Raw genomic sequence first — 21,169 nt, 5'->3', positions numbered from 1 at the left:
CTTGGTTCAAGATCACTTTACACCTTGCCCTTAGGGCAAAGTCCACTGCTAATTTGTAAAATGGAATCCCTGATCTTCCTCGCCTCCGTACTACACCTGAGGAAGATCTTCCGGCAGTTCCCCGGTGTTCAGCCACTTCCCCGCTACGCGGTTGAATAATGCCGGATCGGCAAGCGGTATGCCGTGCCCGATACCGGGAAACACGATCCCCTCCGCACGGTTGGATAGCTGCACGAGGTCCCTGGCTGATTTTTTAACGCTGGCTCTTTCCTTCTCCCCGACCGTAACCAATACCTTCGTCGAAGATTCTTTGATGCTTGGAGAGATTGCATAGGACATGTTTTCCTTGAGCACCGAAACCAGCAGCTCCGAAGGCATATGCAGGGATTCCGAATAATACTGTTCAAAATCATCCCGATTCACGTACAGCGTGCTTGCCTGCCATCTGGAGAACCATCGGTATTTGGTCAGCGGAAAGGTCATTCGTACAGAAGGTTCGATCAGCTTCAGCGCAGCCGGCATCGGCCTAAGCAAAGCGCTGTTTACGATTGCGTAATCGATGAGTTGAGGTCGTTGGCACATCATTTCCACGAGAATCTGCGCCCCCAAGGAAAAACCGAATACAATAATTTCCCTTCCGTCCGCCTTATTCGACATGACCTCATTGATCTGCGCTGCAGTGCGTTTTATAGAAAAGGGCCCGTTGGCGGAGCTGCCGCCGTGTCCGGGTAAATCGGGAACCAGGCAGTAATCGTCTTTAAAAAAGGGAAGCTGCTTGTTCCACATCCAGCCGCTTACCCCGCCCCCATGCAAAAATACGATCATCCTTGACGCATGAATGTTTCCGCTCTCCTTCATGAATAAGTTCATTGTATCATCCCCAATATATAACATTTACTATTAATACAATTATAGTATATTAATCCGAAGATTTAACGGGTTTTTTTAGAATTTTGTTATACTTTTAAACGATCCATGGTATAAATTATGCGTTGCACGGCTTGCCAATACAATTCCCTGGACCAAAGTCGAGTCTGGTTTCCTGCCGCGGATCCAGTTCAAACTCCTTCTTGGGACTGTTCTTCCTGCTCCCTGCATGGTCTACCATTAAGTGGAAATCCAATGCATATGAGATAAGGAGAGGAACCCATGAAGCCGAAGAAACAAAGCAAGTCGAGAACCATTCGTGTATTGGCAGCCTCCGTGCTGTCCGCCAGTCTGCTGGCTTTCCCCGTCGATATTCATGCGGCAGCGGCCAAATCCGCAGAAGTCGCAGTCGAATCCCGGCATGCGGAGGCACCGGTACTAAGCTCCAACGAAGTCAAGGCATTCGCTGACGCTTATTTTGCCGATCCCCAGGTTTCGGACATGCTGGCAGGCGCACTAGTAGTGGTCGTACAAGACGACAAGGTGCTGTTGAATACGGGCTACGGTTACGCCGATCTTGAATCCAAGAAGAAGATTGATCCGGATCGTACATTGTTCCGCATGGCATCGATATCGAAATCGGTTACCGCAACGGCGGTCATGCAGCTGATCGAGAACGGAAAAATCGACCTGAAGCAAAACATAACCGAATACATGCCGGATGTGAAGATCCCTAACCATACCGGCGCCCCCGTCACCGTTGAGCATTTGCTGACGCATACGACAGGCTTCGACTTTACGGACAGCTACTCGGTTCCGCCTCACATCATTCAGAAGGGCGAGATTCCGCTCGCCGATTTTATCCGGGTGAATGCTCCGGCTGTGGTTCGTACGCCTGGTGAAGTTTACCGGTATGACAATCTGGCATCCTCCATGCAGGGATATATTGTCCAGAGCGTATCCGGAGAGCCGTTTGAGAATTATATCAAAAAGCAAATATTCGACCCGCTGAACATGAAGCATGCCGCATTTCGAATGAACGACGATATCATCGCGAATCTTGCCACGGGGTACAATGTCGATCAACAACCGATAAAGCCTTACGAGAATGTGCCTACCATCGCACCTGAAGGCGGCATGTTCGCCAGCGGTACCGATATGGCCAATTTCATTACTGCCCATCTGAACGAGGGCCGATTCGGATCTGCCCGCATCCTTAAGGAGGAAACGACGCGATTGATGCACAAGACGCATTATGATGCCGCTGGCATTCCGTTGACGTCTTACGGCTTCGAGTCGTTCATGCACAACAGCCATAACGGCCAAACGGTGATTGGCAAAGGCGGCGATTTGGAGGGCTACCATTCCTGGCTTTGGCTGCTTCCCGACCAGAATGTCGGTGGTCTGATCGTTGTTAACAGCGACAAGAGCGCTTCGATCCGCAGCGAATTTTTCGTCGCGTTCATGGATCATTTCTATCCGAAAAAGCAGGGCTCAGAGAATTCATTCCCACTCCATCAGGAGCAGCTGCAGAAATTCGAGGGCCTATACAGAAGCCTGAGGACTCCGATTATCGCCACCCAGGTGACTGCCGGACAAGGCGAGCTGCTGGTTAAAGATGCCATGGGCGAGCATAAACTCAAACCGGTCGGACCGCTGCGGTTTGTGGATGAGAACGGTGTACCCGCCGCGTTTAAGGAAGATGATAACGGTGATGTTGCGTATATGTATTACACGGCCATCGACAGTATGTCCGAGAAGCTCCCGAATCCTGCTCCTTACAACGACGTCCCTGAAGAAAATCCTTATGCCAAGGACATTTACTTCGCTCAGTCTCTCCAGGCTTTCGGGGATAAAGGACAATCCAGCTTCCGGCCGGATGAACCGATTACCCGGGCCGAGTTTGTCAGCGTCATCAGCAGGCTGGCCGGCATGAAGCCTAGCGAAAGCGTAAGCATATTCAAAGATATGCAAGGGCACCCGCTCGCTGGTTATGTGCAGAATGCTGCGAATATGGGTGCCGTGAACGGTAAGACGAATCAAAATTTCGAACCCGATCAGCCGGTCACGCGTCAAGAGGCTGCAGCTATCATATGGCGGACTGCACATCATGCGCTTGGCGCGAAGGCCGTCCCGGCCAAACTCCGTACGAAACCGGCTGCGTGGGCGGATGAAGCGGTGCAATTTATGGTCGGAACCGGCATGCATGGTCCCGAAGTGACCAAGGATGCAAACGGTGCGGCCGATTACCGGCCAACGGACAATCTTCTGCGGAAGGAAGCGGCGGCCATCTACGCGAAACTGATTCAGCAGGCTTTTGGTTTTTAATTTGGTCCGCTGCTTACTAGTGGAAGCTTGGCATTCATAGCTTAATATTTGAATAAGAACAGCTGACGGTTTCGAATCGTCAGCTGTTCTAGTACGAATCATAATCAGGTAATGGTGATTAGACCGCCCGATCCTATCTAGAAAAATGCATATAATCCTTCTTCAAAGTACTTGTACTCCGACTCGCTAATCCTTCTTCTTCCATATCCTTCAAAGAAAACGTCGATTTCCGATTCGGTTTCAATCGCGTTCGGTTTTGGGCGTATCGCCAAAGATACATCATACCTTGGATCACCAAGCGCTCCGCCGCTCCAATCTATGATGCCCGTAATGTTTCCGTCGCGAACCAAAACATTATCAATCGTGAAATCGCCATGGATCAAGGTGTTTGTTAAGCGCCCACGATTGATTGTTTTCTTTATCTTCCACGAACCTGTAAACCGAAGGGACAAGCAACGATGTCTTTTGCAGAGAATGCAGAACGCGGATTTCTTGTGCCAGCCACGAGCTGTACTGCTCTCCCTTCGTTCGCTTTAGAATAAATCGCTCCTGCTCGTTTTCCAGTATTCCTACATCCGATGTATGACCCTGTCTTGGAAATTCCAGCTTGGATACCGTACCTACTTCATCTATAATCGACTCGGGTATTTCATGCAATTGAATAGGAAGCATATCATTTCACCTCACCTACAAATTGGAAGCAAATAATCTTCCTCATTATACACACTGCATTCGCCTTCAATCGATAAATTTTCACCTTGGCTTTTGCACCTTGTTGACTTCATGCACAACAAAAAAGACATCCCCGTTAGGATGTCTTCTCGTCTCTTTTATTCACAGAATTATTCCAGCTTGAAGTTTCCGGAGCCCGTGCGAACCTTCAACAGCACGTCGCCGCTGCCAAGCGTTCCCTTCAGTCTTCCTTTGTCTTCGTCCTTCACCTCGTAACGCATTCCATCCAACCGAATATTTCCCTCACCGGAACTTCCCTGGTAATCGACTTCCAACGAAGTAGGTTCTTGAGCCAGATCAATGCTCACGTTGCCGCTGCCGGTTCGCAGATCGGCATCATGGACCAATCGTTCCGCATCCACGCGGATATTGCCGGATCCCGTCTTGCCTTGCAAAGCCGCTTCTCCATCACTCAGCTCAACGTTGCCGCTGCCGTTTTGAAAGCTCAGCTGTTCGGCACGATAGCCGTCTGCCGAGATTTCGCCGGACCCCGATTGCAGCGCCACCGATTCGGCTTCAATCTCCTCAACTTCGATATTGCCGCTGCCGGTATGCATAGCCAGCTCCCCGGCATTCACCTGCTGGACATTGACATTGCCGCTGCCTGCCTTGACGGTAACCTCGTCTCCCAGTATGCTCTCTATTTCGATATTACCGCTCCCGCTTTCGATCTTGGCCGTTTCCCAGTTCTTTTCCGGTAACTCCACCGTTAACTGTAGATCCATAATGCTTATACCCAGATTAATGCCATGATCTTCTTCGACGCCAACCGTCATCGAATCGCCGTTCGGCTCAACCTTCAATTTTACTTGGTCCGCATATTTCGAACTTGCCTTTCCACTCAGCCGCACCTTGATCTGATCCGTTGCTCCTGGGACGACATGTATGTCGATGCTTCCGGTCTTCACCGTCAAATCCCGGTAGATATCCGCATCAAGCGTTTGCTCTTCATTTATCTTCTTGGTGTCAAAGGAAAAGCCGAATTGAATATCCGAAAAAATGTTCCTTGGGTTCATCGTAAAGATCAACAGCAGCACACCGACTGCCACGATCAAATATCCTGTTCTCTTCTTCATAACGTGTTCCTCATTCCTTCCGTATCATCCCTTTATGAGTTCTCTGGTTTGTTTTTCCAATATCTGAAGTCCTGTTCAGTATACCATCCCTTCGGGAAATGAGCATTGACCCCGCGAATGAGATTGGAACCCCGACCTAAGTCTAGTAAAGCTGAGATACCTCACAACATATGGGAGAACAAATCTTTACAACTTCAATCCTGGCAAGGGAAGCCAGCTCGCCGGGAATAAACCTCAGACTATGCTTGAAAACAAAAAAAGCCGCCAATTCCGCGACTTTTCTTTAATAAAAATCCATCCTTACCTATCCCAATGCCACATCAAGAATCATCATCAGCACGAAACCGAACATCAAACTCATCGAAGCCAAATCCTTGTTGCCTTTTTCCTGCGAGCTTGGAATCACCTCTTCGGCTACGACAAAGATCATCGCTCCGGCCGCAAAGCTCAAGGCATAAGGCAGCATGGGTTCAATGAAGGCTACGGCGACCGCGCCTATCACCGCGGCGATAGGTTCGACCATTCCCGAGAACTGTCCATAGAAAAAGCTTTTTCTACGCGACATTCCGTCACCGCGGAGCGGCATCGAGACCGCTACGCCCTCCGGGAAGTTCTGAATGCCGATACCCAGGGCCAGCGTCAAAGCTCCCACCAGAGATGCCTCCGTTCCCCCGTTCGCAAGAGCCCCAAATGCGATCCCCACCGCTAATCCTTCCGGAATGTTGTGCAGCGTGATGGCCAGAACCAGCAAGGTGCTTCTTTTCCTCACTCTCGGATTATATCCCTCCGCTCCTCCCATCGGAGAATTGGGGTGAAGATGGGGTAGAATCTTATCGATTCCCCATATAAATACTCCGCCTAATAAAAATCCGAACGCAGCCGGAAACCAGTTCCCGATCGGATTGCCTTCCGACAGTTCGATGGCCGGTGCCAATAATGACCAGTAGCTGGCCGCAATCATGACGCCACCGGCAAACCCCAACATACTATCCAGCAAGCGCTGGTTCAATGTTTTCGTAACAAAAACAAGAGCCGCACCTAACGCCGTCATCCCCCAGGTAAACAAGGTGGCCAGCAATGCTTGGATAATGGGATTGAAATTCATAAAAAAGTCTACCATGCAACAAAGAACCCCTTCGATGAAATTAATATGATACTGATACTATTTCCTAATGCGAGCCTTACATGCATTTGTCGGTGATAATGAAATCGATCTAGAGAATATGTACCCGCACGCGTCCATTCCGATGCATTTCAATGCAAATAATTATATATCATAAATTTCATAAAGTTGATAGATTGTTTTTCCGTGGCACCGGATCGGACCTGCCGTTTCCCCTGAACGCTCACCTTTAGGTAAGTACCTGTAAAAAAAGTGCATACTTACATCAATCCGGCAAGCCCTTTATACTCTAGAACATACATCATATCCAAGGAGGAATCATCTTTTGAAAACTCTCGTTATCGTAACGCATCCGAACATAGAAACATCGATCATCAATAAGCGCTGGGTAGAAGAACTCCGGCAATACCCGGATAAGTATACCGTTCACGAATTGCACAAAGCGTATCCGAACGGAATCATAGACGTGAAAAAAGAACAGCAGCTCATAGAATCGCATCAAATTTTAGTTTTGCAATTCCCCGTTTATTGGTTTAGCTGCCCGCCGCTCCTGAAAAAATGGCTGGATGATGTTTTGACTTATGGTTGGGCTTATGGTTCGAATGGAGGCGATAAACTAAAGAAACGCAAGGTCGCATTAGCCGTATCCGCCGGCATTAAAGAGGAAGATTATCGGGAAGACGGAAGGTATCGCCACACCTTGGGGCAGCTGCTGGCTCCATTGGAGACAACGTTCTTATACTGCGATGCCGATTATCGTTCGTTCTATGCTTTCTACGGGCAGGAGAAGGAACCTGGCGGAAACGCGCCCGACATGGAGCCGTGGCCGCCCCAAAGCACGTTGGATATAAGCGCCCGGCAGTATTTGAAGTTCTTAGACAACCTATGATGAGTTGCTGCAACAAAGTAAAAAAAGAAGTATTTCCTGCTGTAGGAAATACTTCTTTAGTTACATCGGCCGTCGTCAAGCTTCACGCTGTACGCCTTCCGAAGCAAGCAAACTGTTCTTCTCTCCCCATTCGCACATCATGTGTAATACAGGTATGAGAGAAAGTCCGCGTTCGGATAAAGTGTATTCCACTTTCGGGGGAACCTGGGGATATTCCGTCCGAACGATAAGATCATCCGTTTCCAGCTCCTTTAACATGATGCTAAGCGTTTTAAAGGAAATGGAGCCGATGCTTCGTTTCAGCTCGTTATGCCGCATGATCTTTTTTTCTGACAGCCAGTACAGGATGATCATTTTATACTTGCCGCCGATTAAGGACAATGTATATCCAAAGCCGGTGTCTTGGGGTTTCACGCCGGTTGGTACACAGGATTCGCTTTCCCGCACAAGCCACACTCTCCTTCCGATCTGTTTCCAAGGCTCGATATCAGGATCATTTTATCACAAATACGATCCTGGAAACTCAGGAGATTCCCTTCCGGCATGAGATTCAACCAGCCCATACGTCTTTTACATATTGTCCTGTCGATTCCAAACCCGACAGCCAGGCAGCAGCATCTTCAGCATTCACGCCATGGCGCTCCTGATAGGAACGAATCAGCGTTTGTTCCACTTCCGGAGCCATCCGGGAGCCGTCGCCGCAAATGTACATTTGCGCTCCGCCCTCAAGCAGCGACAGCAATAACATTCCGTCTTGTTTCATCAAATGCTGAACATAGCATTTCTCCGCTCCTCTTACCCTCGAGAAAGCCGTATGCAACGTGACCAGCCCCTCCTGCTCTGCCCGCTCAAACTCCTCGCGATACAGGAAGTCCTGCTCCGGATTCCGGCAGCCGAAGTACAGATGCGCGGCGCCCAGCTCTTGACCTGCCTCCCGAAGCGCTTGTCTCGCTTGGATAAATCCCCTGAACGGTGCAACGCCCGTGCCTGGTCCGATCATGATCATAGGCGTCGCCGGATCCTCCGGCAGCGCAAAACCCGACTCGGGAGAGCGTATAAACATCAAGACCTCCGCGCCCGTTTCCAATTCGGCCAAATAGTTCGAAGCAATGCCCCGATATTCTCCCTTGCCGCTCCATGCCCGGTCCCGAACGACGCTAACCGTGATGCTTGCCGTATTCCGGCTAACTTTCGGTGAGCTGGAAATCGAATAATATCTCGGCTTCAATGGCGGCAGAAGCTCAAGAAACCGTTCAAACGGCAGTTCGCAGGCTTCATACCGCTCCAGCAGGTCGAGCATGGTGATCCGTTTGGTCCGAACTTCGGCCTGATAGCTCGCTTCCTCTATAAGTTCTTGAAGCTCTTTGGCATGCGGCGGACATACCGTGCTAGCGGCCATTTCCCGTATCTGCGCCCTTGTAGCCGGTTCCTGCAGTTCCAAGCTGCGGGACAGCAGATCGTCGAGGCGGACAGGTATGCCGGTCGGCAAATGCGCACCGCTTCTTCCTTCTGCAGACAAAATAAGATGGGCGCCCGCGTTCAGTTTGAATCTTCGAAGTACTCGCTGAACCAGTGTCTTTGGATTGACCGGAAGCACCCCCAGATGATCGCCTTCGCGGTATTCTGTTCCCGGCGGGAGCGAGATTTCGATATGCTGCGTGATCCTTCCGCTGCCCTCATGCTGCAGATTGCGGTTAAATACGATATGCCCCGTCACGGCGCGATAGGTTTCCGTCAACGGAACGGCTGCCGCACTCTGGACGAACTGAACGGACAAGGCGCTGCGTTTCTGTCCATGGACCGCCGTAACCGGCAATCCGAGCGCTTGCATCAAATCCGGCCATAAATGCTCCGTCCACTCATCGACTTCCCGCTCAAAATCGCCGCTTGCATCACTTTCGCCGCGCTGGATCAAACGCTGCCCCCCTTTGAGTGAAAGCTGCTCGTCGATGAGGCGGGGAATGCGCTGATACGTGCTTGCCCAGCTATGGTCTCCGCACCCGAATACCGCGTAACGAACGCCCTCAATTTCGGATTCGTTCGCGTTCTCAAGCCATTCCATGAAAGCCTTGGCATTGGAAGGCGGTTGTCCGTTGTACGATGCAGTAACGATGACTACAACGCCTTCCTTCGGAAGTTTTCCTGCATATTCGTCCAGTGTGCCCACCTGGCTGTCGAACCCTTGGTGCTTCGCAGCATCCGCCACCTCTCTGGCAATTCCCTCAGCCGTGCCCAGATTGGAACCGTACAATGCGAGCAGCGGCGTATGATGGGCAAATGCCGCCGAAGGATCGGACTTGGCATCATCCCGCTTCTTCGATTCGAGCGAAGCAACTTGACCGCCACCCGGTACCAGGAGAGCCGTCCCGCCTTGACGGCTTCGAACCTGAATACGGAACCCTTCCGGCTTCAGAGTGAGTGTTTCCTTCACTTGCAGCTCATAAGGCTGGTTATCGATCAGTTCGAAATATTTGAGAACCAAACCAAGCACCAGGGTTGCTTCCTGCAGCGCAAACTGCTGCCCGATGCAGGCGCGTTGGCCGTTACCAAACGGTTTGTAAGCGTCATGCGGCACCCGGCTCGGATCCTCGAAGCGTTCAGGTCTGAACGTTTCCGCGTCGTCCCCCCACACCCGCGAGTCCCGATGGAGCGCTGGGATCAGGACGGTCACGCTGTCCCCTTTCTTCATGGGATAGGTTCCCCCGATCGCCGTATCTTCCTTCGCATACAAGGAGAAAGCAGGCGCCGTTGGCCATAAGCGCAGCGACTCGTTGAGTACCATGCGGACGTATTTGAGTTCCCTCACCTGGTTATAGGTCGGAACGGGATCTTTCAGTACGCGGTCCACTTCGCTGACTGCCTTAAACAAGGCTTCCGGATTTTTCATCAAATAATAAATGGCAAAGGACAACAAGCCGCTTGTCGTCTCATGTCCGGCGATCAGAAAGGTGATGATCTGGTAACGGATGTTCTCATGATCGAGAGACTCGCCTGTATCGGGATCGACGCCTTCCAGCATATGCGCGAGCAAATCCCCTTCTTCACCGCCGTGCTTTCTGCGATCTTGGATGAGCTCATCCACGAGGGAGAACATGAACTGGATATCATCCTGAAACTGCCGTTTCTTTTTAATCATAAACATGTCCTGAATGCCCAGACGATGAAGCTGGTTCATGCCCTCATCCAGCGCCCGCACCATACTATCGATAAATGGATGGTTGTCTTCGCGGTAGAAGCTGTTAAACCGGTAATTAAATCCGCAGAGGCCGATTGTATCCAGCGTCAAGCGCGTCATGTCGGCAGGAACGTCCACGGTTTCGTCCGGATTGAGTCGAGCCCATTTCTGGATCAGCTGCATGGCGATATCGACCATTTTCGTGTGGTAGCCTTGCATCGCGCGCTGGCTGAAGCTGGAGAGCAAAATGTTATGGGCTTTTTTCCAGTTTGGCTCCTGCGTGGCGCTCGTAAACAATCCATCCCCCGCGAATGGGCGGACATTCTGCAGCGGTGCCCAGATTCGTTTATCAAACCGCTTCTCGTCACAAGCATCCTTGACATATTCATGTCCCGAAACGTACAGTTCCTTGCGTCCGCCTGGATATTGAAATTGAAAAATCGGTCCGAGCTCGGAGGCAACTTTCACAAGCGATTGGACTGGTGCGGCGGAATCCAGCAGCGGCAGATTGCCGAGCGGACCGTAGGTTTTAGGCTGAGGCACTTCCTTGGTTTGTGTCATGCGATCTCCCTCCATCATCCCTGTCATCTCTTTGTATTTGCCCATATTCGGGCAGAATAATTCTTGTTACAGAACCAATTGACCAATTTCGTAATACGGTCATTTTCATGTAAAAAAGGAGGATTCGACGCGGCATCGTTTGTTTTCACTTACAATGGCTGCCTGATCCTGCCTTTACCCTATCATGATATGGATATCCGCACATCTGCCGGAGGTCCGTAATATCGTATAGGTCCGCTGTTATTCGTTTATTACTTTTCAACCAGGAAGTGACCCGTTATTACAACTTTTGGACTATGAATCCAGAATATCGTTTGAACCGATATGGCCATAACCCTACATGCTAGCTGACATTCACATTCACAGATTTATGCTGGGTGAATCCTAGCCGTGTTCCTCATTTTACTTGCTTTAGAGATACGATATGATTAATGCCTATTTTTCCTGCTTTCTTTCGAGGAATGGTGGTACGTTTGTATTCCTTAAAACCCATCTTTTCGTAGAGTCTCATCGCTGGTATATTCGTATCGGCTACCTCTTCTATTAAAAACTCACGGTATGGAGCAGCTTCAAGAATATGGCCTATGATCAGCGAGCCTACCCCCTGTCCTCGATATTCCGCGGCCGTCCCCACAAACTCAATCGAACACTTCATCGGAGACGGATTCGCAAGTGGCGTTTCAAATTCCTTTTTCAAAAACGTGTGCGCAAGGCTGCCCTTATATAATCCCAAATGCTCCCGCAGCTCTTTTTTGTTGAGTTTCACGGATAAAGAGGTGCCGTCCGAACATGCAGCCATTCCAGCCACTTTGTCGCCGGCAACGGCAACATAAAATTGATCCAGGTTAAACATGTGCGCAAAGGCTCTGGCGATTTGCTCCTTATCTTTCGAGAAATATCCAAGCCATTGCGAGAACCCATCTGCAAAAATACGGGACATTTGAACTCTTGCATCCATTTGTAATTGATCGGCTTTCCTAACTGTAAACATAGTCACTCTACCTCCTTGAACAGGAATAATGTGAGTACACTCGGTGATGGCATAACGAAGTTGTTTTTCATTATCGCTTTCATATCAGCCAGGCCCTGCAATGCCGAATAAAACAACACGGCCATTTCATGGGCATCTCCGGAACGGAAATCGCCTGACTCCTGTCCCTTCTTAATAAGTGCGGCGGTAGAACGCAACAGCCGACCATTTACCTCTAAAACCTCAGCTTGTTTCCGATTGGCTCCATCACCGGAGAAAAACAACTGATTCATGAGAATCAGCAAATTGGCAAGCTCTTCCCCTTCTTGCATATCGTGATAAATTTCGTCAACAAACTGCGTCATGAGTTTTTTCGGTGAATCAGCGTCTTCGAAGGTTTGGATGATTTGGGTCAAGCCGTTAAGCGCAAATTCAACAAGTTCATTAAACAAGCTGTCTTTTGTTTTGTAATGCCGGTATAAAAGCCCGATGCTGATACCTGCTGCATCCGCTATGTCCTGCACATTCGTGGAGCCGAACCCTTTTTGAACAAAAAGCCGCATTCCGGCGGATTGTATTTTTTGTCTGGTTGCGTTACGCATTTCTTCGTATTGTTCCTTTGTACGTGGCAAGTTGCCCCTCCTTTTTATTGAGTGAGTTTTTACTCATTATAAAATGCTGGTCTTGGATAATCAATCCATAAACGATGGAATTAGCAAATTGGCCCCCAAGAGTAGTAAATCTAACCGCATGATTTCAAGATGATAACCGAAACAAGCGGTTGCAGATTCGCAATATAATAAGGCACAGTTTTTTGTTGCATTAGAAACTTTTCTGTAAATGTTCACAGAATTTTCACTTACGAGGAGCTTTTCCCCATCCCTATAATTACAAAGGTAACTAGAAAGGATGATGAAAGTGCCAACAACTAAGAAAGAAAATTTCTATTTTGGTATGATGATGTGTGTGGGGATGGTCATCATGATGACCACCTACAATCTGATCACGAACGGATTGATCGGAAACATATCGCTTGCAGCCGTACTCACGCAGTTTGTTCTGGGGTTTATGATTGCCTTCCTGCTGGAGCTGTTTGTTGTCGGCCCTGCAGCCAAAAAAATCGTATTTTCCATAACGCGCAACAAATCCAGCAAAATTATCATGATCGTGGCAATGGCCTTTTTTATGGTGATTGGGATGGTGACTTTTATGTCCATGTACGGTCTGGCGTCCTCTTACTTTGCCGACGGCCTGCCTGGTGAATCGCTGCTTGGAAGCTACTTCTCCATCTTCATTAAAAATTTTGTGTTTGCGCTGCCGCTTCAACTTCTCATTATAGGCCCGATCGTGCGGTTCCTGTTTGGCAAGCTGAAAGCCAACCGCATGAACGAATCCCTCAACACCGTCTAGAATGTCGGAGTCTTCGCCATACTCATCAATAAAAGCCGCGATATGATCGCGGCTCTTTTGATATCCAGTATTCTTCTGCATGGAGTATATATCTGTGATCCATTCCTGGCTCAGATTAGCCAAAGGTTCAAACTTGAGCTTCTTCCATGGCTTTACGAACATCATAATCGCGGATGTCGATATCCAGCGGCATGCGGAGCGCCAGCTTTGCCAGCTGATACCCTAGAAATGGGCCCGTCGTTAGTCCGGACGCTCCCAGCCCGTTTGCCGTAATCAGCCCTTCCCACTCGGGAACTGGGCCGATGACGGGAAGAAAACCGGGCGTAAACGGACGAAAACCAACTCGCACTTCCTGAAACTTGCTGTCTGCTAAATCAGGCGCCAATGCCAATCCTTTATTCAGGATTTCCTGCATGCCGCCAGGAGTCACCCTCGTATCGTAGTCCTTGATATCATTTTCGTGAGTCGCCCCGATTACGATCCTTCGGTTATCGAAAGCGAGCAAATATTGATCCGAAGGCGGCATGATCACCGGCCAGTCTCCTGTATCCGGATAGTCGGACACCTCTACATGCATGATTTGCGCTTTCTGATAGTGAACCCCAAAATGAATGCCTAAAGGCTGCAGCAGTTGGTTTGCCCAGGCGCCGGCACAGACGATGACTTCATCAGCCGAGTAGCGCTTGGATCCGACTACGGTTCCAGTTACGCGGCTCGCCTGATACTGCAGCTCGGCATTCCCGGTTATTAGCTCGGCTCCGTGTCTTTGCGCTGATCGGATCAACGCATCTCGCAGCGCCCGACCATCGACACGGGCTGCACCGCTGATATGAACGGAATGATAGCCTTCCTGGAGCAAAGGAAACCGTTCACGGGTTTCTTCCTCATTCAGCCGTGTGATCTCGCCGATTTCCGGAGCATCCGCTTTTCTCGCATAAGCCCGCTCCTCCATCTTACTGATTTTGTTCACATCTTCATGAATGCTAAGGGCGCCGACTTGGGCGTAGCCCGTGTCCGTTTCGCCCTCGCTGATAAGCTCGTTTATTAATTCAGGATAAAAGCGTGCGCCTGCTTTGGCCAATCGGTACCATGCCTGATTCCTCCTTTGCGACAACCAGGGACATATAATTCCTGCCGCGGCATCGGTAGCCTGCCCTAGATCTTTGCGGTCTATAACGAGGACTTCCGCTCCCATTTTGGCTAACTGATAAGCGGTCGATGCCCCCAGTATACCAGACCCTATGACGATGACTTTCCTCATGTATGACATTCCCTTCCTCAAAGCACTGTATCCATTATAGCGAATACAGGGAGAAAGTATAACGCCCGCCATCTAGCCGTTTAGATCAGGCGGCTAATGCATATTTCAGCAGGGATATTTCTTTCATACAAAAAAGCCGCCAAATAGGCGACTTTACATCCATATGATCTATGGTTGATCTGATGGAACGGTTCATCTTATTTTTCCATGACTGCAAAATAGTTATCTTCCTCATCCGCAAAATTGAAAACTCTGCCGGAAGGCAAATGTACCACTTCGCCGACCGTGATATTGTGGCTGGTTAAATGACGATGCAGCGCATCGAAATTTTCCGTGAACAACATTAAAGACGGTGTGCCCAAATGTAATCCTGGCGACATTTTGGCTACGAATTCCTTATCATGCAGAATGATGCTTGTTTCAGCTTCCTTCGTTGGAGCAATTTCAATCCATCTCATTTCACCGTTGTTCTCTTCAGCGATAACTTCAAATCCTAGCATCTCAGTCCAAAACTTCACGGCTTGATCCTGATTGTATACATACACCATAATTTGACCAACTTTGCTAATCATCGATTCTACACTCCCTCGTATAAGTAAATGAAATGTCAATCCAGCCTGCTTCCATGACTTCCTTTTCTCTTCATATCCTAACATGCCAAATGTATACATATTTCTTTTCAATTGCGAATTTAGGTTTAATTTCTGTCTAACTTCTTCAAAAAACTTGACGGATACCCGTTTGACACAAGATACGTTCATCGTTACTATTATATGTGACTTTATAGTTTTTCAAAAAACTATAAAGTTCATATTCTATATTTTTTACAGAAAGTAGGTTCACCATCATGTCAGATCCATCAGCAATCGTCCGTAACACCCCAGTAGAAAAAGCTTTTACAATCAAAGACATTATTGCGCCATTACTTGCAGTCATCATCGGCACCTTTATGGTCCTGTTGGACAGCACGGTCGTCAATGTCGCCGTACCAACGTTAGTTCAATATTTTGATAGCCCCCTGCATACCATGCAATGGTCGATAGCCGCATACACGCTTGCATTGTCAGCAGTTATCCCTCTCGCGGGATGGCTGTCTGATAAATTTAAGCCTAAACGAGTGTTTCTCATATCGATCGGATTGTTTACGATAGGATCCGTGCTATGTGCTTTTGCCCAGACAGCCGAGCAGCTTATCGCCTTCCGGGTTCTTCAGGGAATGGGCGGCGGCATGGTATCGCCGATCGGGATGGCCATGGTGTACCGTTTGGCACCTCCCGATAAAAGAGGATCTGTTATAGGCATGTTTGGAATACCATTACTGCTTGCCCCAGCGCTCGGTCCCGTATTATCCGGTTGGTTGATTGAGTTTGTCAGCTGGCAATGGATATTTTGGATCAACCTCCCCATCGGCATGATCGGATTATTTGTGGGTATCAAACATCTTCCTTCCTTTCCAGGAAAGGAGGCACCTACTCTGGACATTGCCGGCATGATTCTTGCGCCCATGGCTTTTGCCATGATTACTTATGGGGTCAGTGAGGGAGGGGTAAGCTGGACTTCCCCCAGAACGTTATTCGGAATCACCATCGGTGGGATCGCGCTCCTCCTCTTCATTGGATCCTGCTTGCGGCAAAAACAACCGTTGCTTGAACTGCGTGCGTTTAAATCGGTTGATTTCACACGCGGTATCATCATCTCCTGGATCATGCAGGCTGCCATGTTCGGCTCCGTGCTTCTGTTCCCGCTCCTTCTACAGCAGATTAAAGGTTTCACTCCGCTGACGACCGGATTAATCCTGCTGCCGCAGGCAGTCGGTTCCATGATCTTTATGCCGATGGCAGGCAAGCTGTTTGATAAAGTGGGAGCACGCCCCCCGCTCGTGGCCGGAATGGCGCTGATGACTGTAGCCTTGTTAACGATGTCCTTTGTTCGAATCGATACCCCTTTATTTCTCATCATGATCGTATTGTTCTTCATGGGCTCCGGCATGGGGCTATCGATGATGTCCCTGAATACGCATGTATTAAATGCAACCCCTAAGCACCTTGTAAGCCGGGTTACTCCGCTCACAAGCGCGTCGCAGCAGGTGATCGCTTCATTTGCCGTAGCAGGCTTCACGGGATATTTATCTTCCCGGATGACATCAGACCTGCCGGGTAAGCCTGTTGGAACCAACCCTCTGGAATCCCATACCGCATCCTTTGCGGACACCTTTTTCCTGGCTGCCTGCATTGCATGTATGGGACTGGTTCTCAGCTTATTTCTTAGAAAACCAAAACAAATAACCGATGATTCTTCGTTTCATTGAACAGCAGACATCTAATAAACCACAATAACCGTTACACATAGGAGGGGCTTACTTGAGATTCGGGGAAATGGTTATCATACTATTCATTATCGCTCTGGCTATAGCTACGATTTGGGGACCAAAATCGAAGAAAAGCCAGCTGATTTACTCGTTAATCGTTCTATATATCGTTACGGTTGTACAGATCATCGTGGAGGACTGCCGGTGGCAAATGATTCCTTGTTATGCGGCGTCCGTTATCCTGACGATTTGCATCATTTTTAGAAAAAACGAAAAGAAACCGCGCAGTAAGAGCATGAGAAGATGGACAGCCTGGTTGTGGACAACGGTATTATTCTTTTACGCATCGGTCATGGTCGCGCTGCCTCTCCTGCTCCCTGTATTCGCATTTAATCAACCTCAGGGACCCTATAGTGTGGGAACTGCGGTATACCATTTTATCGACAATGACCGGCCCGATGAGTACTCTGCCGATCCGACGAATCACCGCGAGCTGATGGTACAATTATGGTATCCTTCCGAGCCCGAAACGGGGGAAGAAGCCGCACCCTACATGCGTAATGTAGGAGCCATTACTAAAGGTCTCGAACAGGCTTTGTCTTTCCCTGCTTGGACGTTAAGCCATCTGGGGCTCGTGGGAACTCATGCCTACAGCAATCCCCCGCTGTCCTCCACTGAAGAGGAATATCCCATCTTAATCTTTTCACACGGCATGACGGGATTTCGCAATCAGAATACCTTCCAGATCGAAGAGCTGGCCAGCCATGGATATATCGTGGTTGGAATCGACCATGCCTATGATGCGGCTGCAACGGTATTCCCGGACGGCCGAGAGATTTTGATCAACAAGCAGCAGCTTTCTGGTTTTGAGGCACTTGACGAGCACATGACATTATGGACTCAGGATGTATCCTTTATTTTGGATCGGCTGGAACAATTGAATGGACAGGATGAACAGGACCGTTTTACCGGCCGTCTTGATTTGGAACGAATCGGCATGTTCGGGCATTCTTACGGCGGAGCCACCGCTGCCCAAATGCTGCTGAAGGATTCTCGTATCAAAGCTGCGCTCAATATGGATGGAACCTTATATGGGGACCCCATGCCGAGTACGGGACCGAATAAGCCATATTTACAGATGAATGGCGAGAAGAGTATCGATAAATCGATATTCGATAACTCACTCGATCAAGCCATGGCCCAAAGCGGCCATACACGGGAGTATTACCAAGAATTTTGGGAAGAAACGGTACGGCGTCGCATGAATGCTCTGCAAGGAGGGGGATACACGATGACGATTCCCCATACTTCCCATATGAGTTATACGGATTTTCATCTATTCTCTCCGCTGCTGCCTAACCCGGGAGAGAATCCCAGATCGGTTCATCGCATCATAAATGAGGTAAGCGTTGCTTTCTTTGGCCAGTATCTCAAAGGAACACGGAATAACGCCATGGATGAACTGTCGAAAAAATATCCGGATATCGATCTCGTACAAGATTGAGGAGCCTTCTTGTGCCTGTGGATTAGCTCTGCAAAAAACGATATGATAATGATCAAATCCGGTTTATTTGAACATCGTTAGGGGGTCACGCTATGAGCTTGCTAAAAGAAAAAATAATGCAATCGGCTATTCGTTCCTTTGCCGAAAAAGGATATCAAGCCACTTCGATTCAAGATATCGCGGATGATTGCAGCATCGCTAAAGGCTCAATCTATAAATACTATGGTTCCAAAGAAGAGCTGTACATCCGTATTCTGGAGAAACGACAGCAAGATATGATTGATGCCGTAGAGAAGATCCGCAATAAAGGTTTATCCCGCAGGGAAACATTTATTGAGGAGATCGCTTACCAATTCGATTTTTTCATCGAGCATGGATATTATATTTCGCGTGATCACAATGAGCTTCCACCAGCGAACAGTGACAAGATCGGCTCCGTCATTCATCAGCTCCAATTGAATATGTTTCGTTATTACCAGGATATTTTGCTCCGTCAGTACGGGGATTCGATAGCGGAATGGAAATGGGATGCTACCGCGATCTTTAACGGATTGATCCGAGAGTATACCTTTCATGTCTTGTTTGGATTCAAGCCGCTCATTCAAAAGGAATTGGCTGTTTTCATTGCGGAGCGAATGGATGATCTTGTACTGGGATTGGAAAAACGTGATCCCCGTCCCCTGCTCACCGACGAACTCATGAAGGAATATTCGATGATTGATCTAGAAGCACTTACCCATACGCAAGAAATTCGAAGAACGGCGTTGATGGATACGATCGAGTCGATTATCCCCGATATGTCCTCTACGAATTCTAGAAAAAATGACTTGTCTGAGGTAACGGCAATGCTGCGGGAAGAGTTCTCCGCAGAACGTCCTCGACCCTTTTTGATCCAAGCGCTGCTAAAGGATCTGTCTTCGGAGAACGAGCTGACTTTTTACACGAATCAGCTGCTCCAGTTGATTCGAGAAGGCAATTAAGGTAGAGTGCAATTGAAATCAAGCGAGGCTGGGCTTCTGTAAGATTGCCTAGATGATATAACAATAAAATGTTAAAAAAAGCTGCCGCTAATGAGCGGACAGCTTTTTTATTCGAAATTTTTCTATGCTTCTTGATTGCCTTCAAGCTCAACGATTTTCGTTGCAACATTTTCGCAAAATGCACGATCATGCTCCACAAACAGAATGGTCGGTGCATACTCCAGCAATAGCTCTTCAATTTGCATACGGGAAATCACGTCAATAAAATTAAGCGGTTCATCCCAAATATGCAAATGAGCCTGCTCACTAAGACTTTTGGCGATCAGGACCTTCTTCTTCTGTCCCCCGCTATAAGTCGAAATATCCTTTTCGAATTGGAGCCTCGAGAAATCGAGCTTCCGCAATATCGATTTAAACAGGCTCTCGTCAATTCCGCTGCTGGTGGCATAATCCGACAAACTGCCCCGAAGATGGGACGTGTCCTGGGATACGTAGGATATTTTCAGCTGACGATCCCTGCTGAGATGTCCCGTGTACTGCAGATCTTCTCCGCATATTAATTTCAGGATGCTGGATTTTCCTGATCCGTTTTTACCCGAAAGGGCAATTCGCTCCCTTTGTTCGATCGTGAAACTTACGTTCTCACACACCGTCTTGGAGCCATATGAGATGGATACATTCTCTAGCTCGGCCAGCTGCTTTTTGTGATACTCGAGCTGGGAAATCGCAAGACTCTCGGAGCTCTCGATATTTTTAAGGAGCTTCGATTTTTCTTCAATAGCGGATTGTTGCCGCTGCTCCAGGTTTTTGGAGCGTTTCATCATTTTGGCTGCCTTGTGGCCAATATAGCCTTTATCGACTTTGGAGCCGGAATTTCTGGTGCCGTTTTTCGTTTTTTCTACTTCATGCGACCAATTTCCCGTTCTTTTGGCAGAATCGGTTAACCGTTTAATGTCTTTCCTGAGTTTCTCGTCACTGGCAAGCTCAAATTGATCCTGTCGCTTTTTATTTTCCCACCATGCGGAGAAATTGCCCTTTTGGATCTCGATATTGGTTTTATTGATGGACAGGATGTGGTCGACACAGTCATCCAGGAATGCTCGATCGTGAGATACCAGAATGTACCCGCTTTTTTTGCTCAGATAGTCGCTGACCGATTTTCTCGCATGCATGTCAAGATGATTGGTCGGCTCGTCAATCAACAGGAAGCGGTTCTCTTTGGTAAAGAGCGCCGCCAACATCACTTTGGTTTGTTCTCCGTTCGACAATGATGCATAAGGCCGGTATAGAACATCTTCCGATACCTTCAGCAAGTTAAGCTCGCGCAGGATTTGCCAATGAACATACTCCGGATAAATCTCTTCGATTACATCCAGGGTAAGATACTCCTTGTGCTCGACATGGTAAGGAAAATAGTCAAAGCTCACGGCGGACGAAATATTCCCGCTGTATTCATACTTGCCTTGCAGCAGGTTCAAGAACGTGGTTTTCCCTCTGCCGTTTCTTCCGGTAAATCCTAATTTCCAATCGGTATCGATTTGAAAGCTCACATTCTCGAATATAGGATCATAACTGCTTTCATAAGCAAAGGTTAGGTTCGTTACATTAATTAATGACATTTTACTCATTCCTCTATGGCGAAATTTCAGAACGAAAAAAGCGCAGATAACACCAGATCCCCGGTGCTTTCCACGCTAACGTTAACCTAACTATACCATAAAGAAACCAAGCGATGGATCAAGTCATCGCTAAGCATGCCTGTATATGAATATAGAAGGATAAAGTTCCGGTATCTGATTGGTTATGATGTGAACCTTGTCTAGTGTTCCCCGTTTCGACAGGTTCACATAAACATCTACAACCTCTAATTCAGTCATCGCTTTATCCCTCCTCTGTATGATCACTCATTATAGTCCGAATATAAAAAAACTTAACATGAAAACCTCCCTTTGGTCAACCTGCTCGGGAGCCTCACCGTTTTAATA

Annotated in this window: 18 protein-coding genes; 6 read left to right on the top strand and 12 right to left on the bottom strand. The window is 48.4% G+C overall.

Annotated elements, in window-relative coordinates:
- Nucleotides 1-90 precede the first annotated feature (90 nt).
- Nucleotides 91-870: an alpha/beta hydrolase gene (locus MHI43_RS14275; RefSeq protein WP_015735033.1), complete on the bottom strand. Its 780-nt coding sequence runs from the start codon at nucleotides 868-870 to the stop codon at nucleotides 91-93.
- Between the two features lie 279 nt (nucleotides 871-1,149).
- On the opposite strand from MHI43_RS14275, the gene MHI43_RS14270 reads away from it, so the two are divergent.
- On the top strand, nucleotides 1,150-3,195 hold the full coding sequence (locus tag MHI43_RS14270) for a serine hydrolase (protein ID WP_036663275.1): 2,046 nt from the start codon (nucleotides 1,150-1,152) through the stop codon (nucleotides 3,193-3,195).
- Nucleotides 3,196-3,332: 137 nt separating this feature from the next.
- On the opposite strand, the gene MHI43_RS14265 is transcribed toward MHI43_RS14270, so the two are convergent.
- The 4 genes from MHI43_RS14265 to MHI43_RS14250 form a co-directional block, all read right to left on the bottom strand.
- Nucleotides 3,333-3,545, bottom strand: a complete 213-nt coding sequence (locus tag MHI43_RS14265) for a hypothetical protein (RefSeq protein WP_341283286.1) — start codon at nucleotides 3,543-3,545, stop codon at nucleotides 3,333-3,335.
- Between the two features lie 7 nt (nucleotides 3,546-3,552).
- A complete protein-coding gene (locus MHI43_RS14260; protein ID WP_051425364.1) occupies nucleotides 3,553-3,867 on the bottom strand; it encodes a hypothetical protein in 315 nt (104 codons plus the stop codon).
- Nucleotides 3,868-4,037: 170 nt separating this feature from the next.
- Complete coding sequence (locus MHI43_RS14255) at nucleotides 4,038-5,003, bottom strand: DUF4097 family beta strand repeat-containing protein (protein ID WP_036663277.1); 966 nt, start codon at nucleotides 5,001-5,003, stop codon at nucleotides 4,038-4,040.
- Nucleotides 5,004-5,307: 304 nt separating this feature from the next.
- Nucleotides 5,308-6,123, bottom strand: a complete 816-nt coding sequence (locus MHI43_RS14250) for a ZIP family metal transporter (protein WP_036663279.1) — start codon at nucleotides 6,121-6,123, stop codon at nucleotides 5,308-5,310.
- 328 nt (nucleotides 6,124-6,451) lie between these two features.
- On the opposite strand from MHI43_RS14250, the gene MHI43_RS14245 reads away from it, so the two are divergent.
- Complete coding sequence (locus MHI43_RS14245; protein ID WP_036663281.1) at nucleotides 6,452-7,015, top strand: NAD(P)H-dependent oxidoreductase; 564 nt, start codon at nucleotides 6,452-6,454, stop codon at nucleotides 7,013-7,015.
- Nucleotides 7,016-7,090: 75 nt separating this feature from the next.
- On the opposite strand, the gene MHI43_RS14240 is transcribed toward MHI43_RS14245, so the two are convergent.
- The 4 genes from MHI43_RS14240 to MHI43_RS14225 form a co-directional block, all read right to left on the bottom strand.
- The gene (locus tag MHI43_RS14240) at nucleotides 7,091-7,462 is read right to left on the bottom strand and encodes a helix-turn-helix domain-containing protein (RefSeq protein ID WP_015735027.1); all 372 of its coding nucleotides are present in this window, start codon (nucleotides 7,460-7,462) and stop codon (nucleotides 7,091-7,093) included.
- A gap of 103 nt (nucleotides 7,463-7,565) precedes the next feature.
- Nucleotides 7,566-10,751 carry a cytochrome P450 gene (locus MHI43_RS14235; protein WP_036663283.1) on the bottom strand — a complete coding sequence of 1,062 codons (3,186 nt, stop codon included), beginning with the start codon at nucleotides 10,749-10,751 and terminating at the stop codon, nucleotides 7,566-7,568.
- 397 nt (nucleotides 10,752-11,148) lie between these two features.
- The gene (locus MHI43_RS14230; protein WP_036663286.1) at nucleotides 11,149-11,742 is read right to left on the bottom strand and encodes an N-acetyltransferase; all 594 of its coding nucleotides are present in this window, start codon (nucleotides 11,740-11,742) and stop codon (nucleotides 11,149-11,151) included.
- A 2-nt stretch (nucleotides 11,743-11,744) separates the two neighbouring features.
- Entirely contained in the window at nucleotides 11,745-12,353 is a 609-nt protein-coding gene (locus tag MHI43_RS14225; RefSeq protein WP_015735024.1) for a TetR/AcrR family transcriptional regulator, read from the bottom strand.
- Nucleotides 12,354-12,639: 286 nt separating this feature from the next.
- Between MHI43_RS14225 and MHI43_RS14220 the strand changes: the two genes are divergently transcribed.
- Nucleotides 12,640-13,131 carry a hypothetical protein gene (locus MHI43_RS14220; protein WP_036663641.1) on the top strand — a complete coding sequence of 164 codons (492 nt, stop codon included), beginning with the start codon at nucleotides 12,640-12,642 and terminating at the stop codon, nucleotides 13,129-13,131.
- Nucleotides 13,132-13,258: 127 nt separating this feature from the next.
- Here MHI43_RS14220 and MHI43_RS14215 read toward each other — a convergent pair whose 3' ends face one another.
- Nucleotides 13,259-14,392 carry an FAD-binding oxidoreductase gene (locus MHI43_RS14215; protein WP_036663288.1) on the bottom strand — a complete coding sequence of 378 codons (1,134 nt, stop codon included), beginning with the start codon at nucleotides 14,390-14,392 and terminating at the stop codon, nucleotides 13,259-13,261.
- Between the two features lie 197 nt (nucleotides 14,393-14,589).
- Entirely contained in the window at nucleotides 14,590-14,964 is a 375-nt protein-coding gene (locus MHI43_RS14210) for a VOC family protein (protein ID WP_015735021.1), read from the bottom strand.
- 275 nt (nucleotides 14,965-15,239) lie between these two features.
- Between MHI43_RS14210 and MHI43_RS14205 the strand changes: the two genes are divergently transcribed.
- The 3 genes from MHI43_RS14205 to MHI43_RS14195 all read left to right on the top strand — a co-directional run bounded on the left by MHI43_RS14205 (nucleotide 15,240) and on the right by MHI43_RS14195 (nucleotide 19,184).
- A complete protein-coding gene (locus MHI43_RS14205; RefSeq protein ID WP_036663290.1) occupies nucleotides 15,240-16,700 on the top strand; it encodes an MDR family MFS transporter in 1,461 nt (486 codons plus the stop codon).
- A gap of 52 nt (nucleotides 16,701-16,752) precedes the next feature.
- Nucleotides 16,753-18,204, top strand: a complete 1,452-nt coding sequence (locus tag MHI43_RS14200) for an alpha/beta fold hydrolase (protein WP_036663292.1) — start codon at nucleotides 16,753-16,755, stop codon at nucleotides 18,202-18,204.
- A gap of 92 nt (nucleotides 18,205-18,296) precedes the next feature.
- Nucleotides 18,297-19,184, top strand: a complete 888-nt coding sequence (locus MHI43_RS14195; protein ID WP_036663294.1) for a TetR/AcrR family transcriptional regulator — start codon at nucleotides 18,297-18,299, stop codon at nucleotides 19,182-19,184.
- 122 nt (nucleotides 19,185-19,306) lie between these two features.
- Here MHI43_RS14195 and MHI43_RS14190 read toward each other — a convergent pair whose 3' ends face one another.
- The gene (locus tag MHI43_RS14190) at nucleotides 19,307-20,803 is read right to left on the bottom strand and encodes an Lsa family ABC-F type ribosomal protection protein (RefSeq protein ID WP_015735017.1); all 1,497 of its coding nucleotides are present in this window, start codon (nucleotides 20,801-20,803) and stop codon (nucleotides 19,307-19,309) included.
- Nucleotides 20,804-21,169: the final 366 nt, after the last annotated feature.

This window comes from Paenibacillus sp. FSL H8-0457 (genome assembly GCF_038051935.1).
Taxonomy (GTDB): Bacteria; Bacillota; Bacilli; order Paenibacillales; family Paenibacillaceae; genus Paenibacillus_AQ; species Paenibacillus_AQ lautus_A.
The sequence above is the reverse complement of the archived record's forward strand: the minus strand, read 5'-3'. Positions and strand labels throughout refer to the sequence as shown.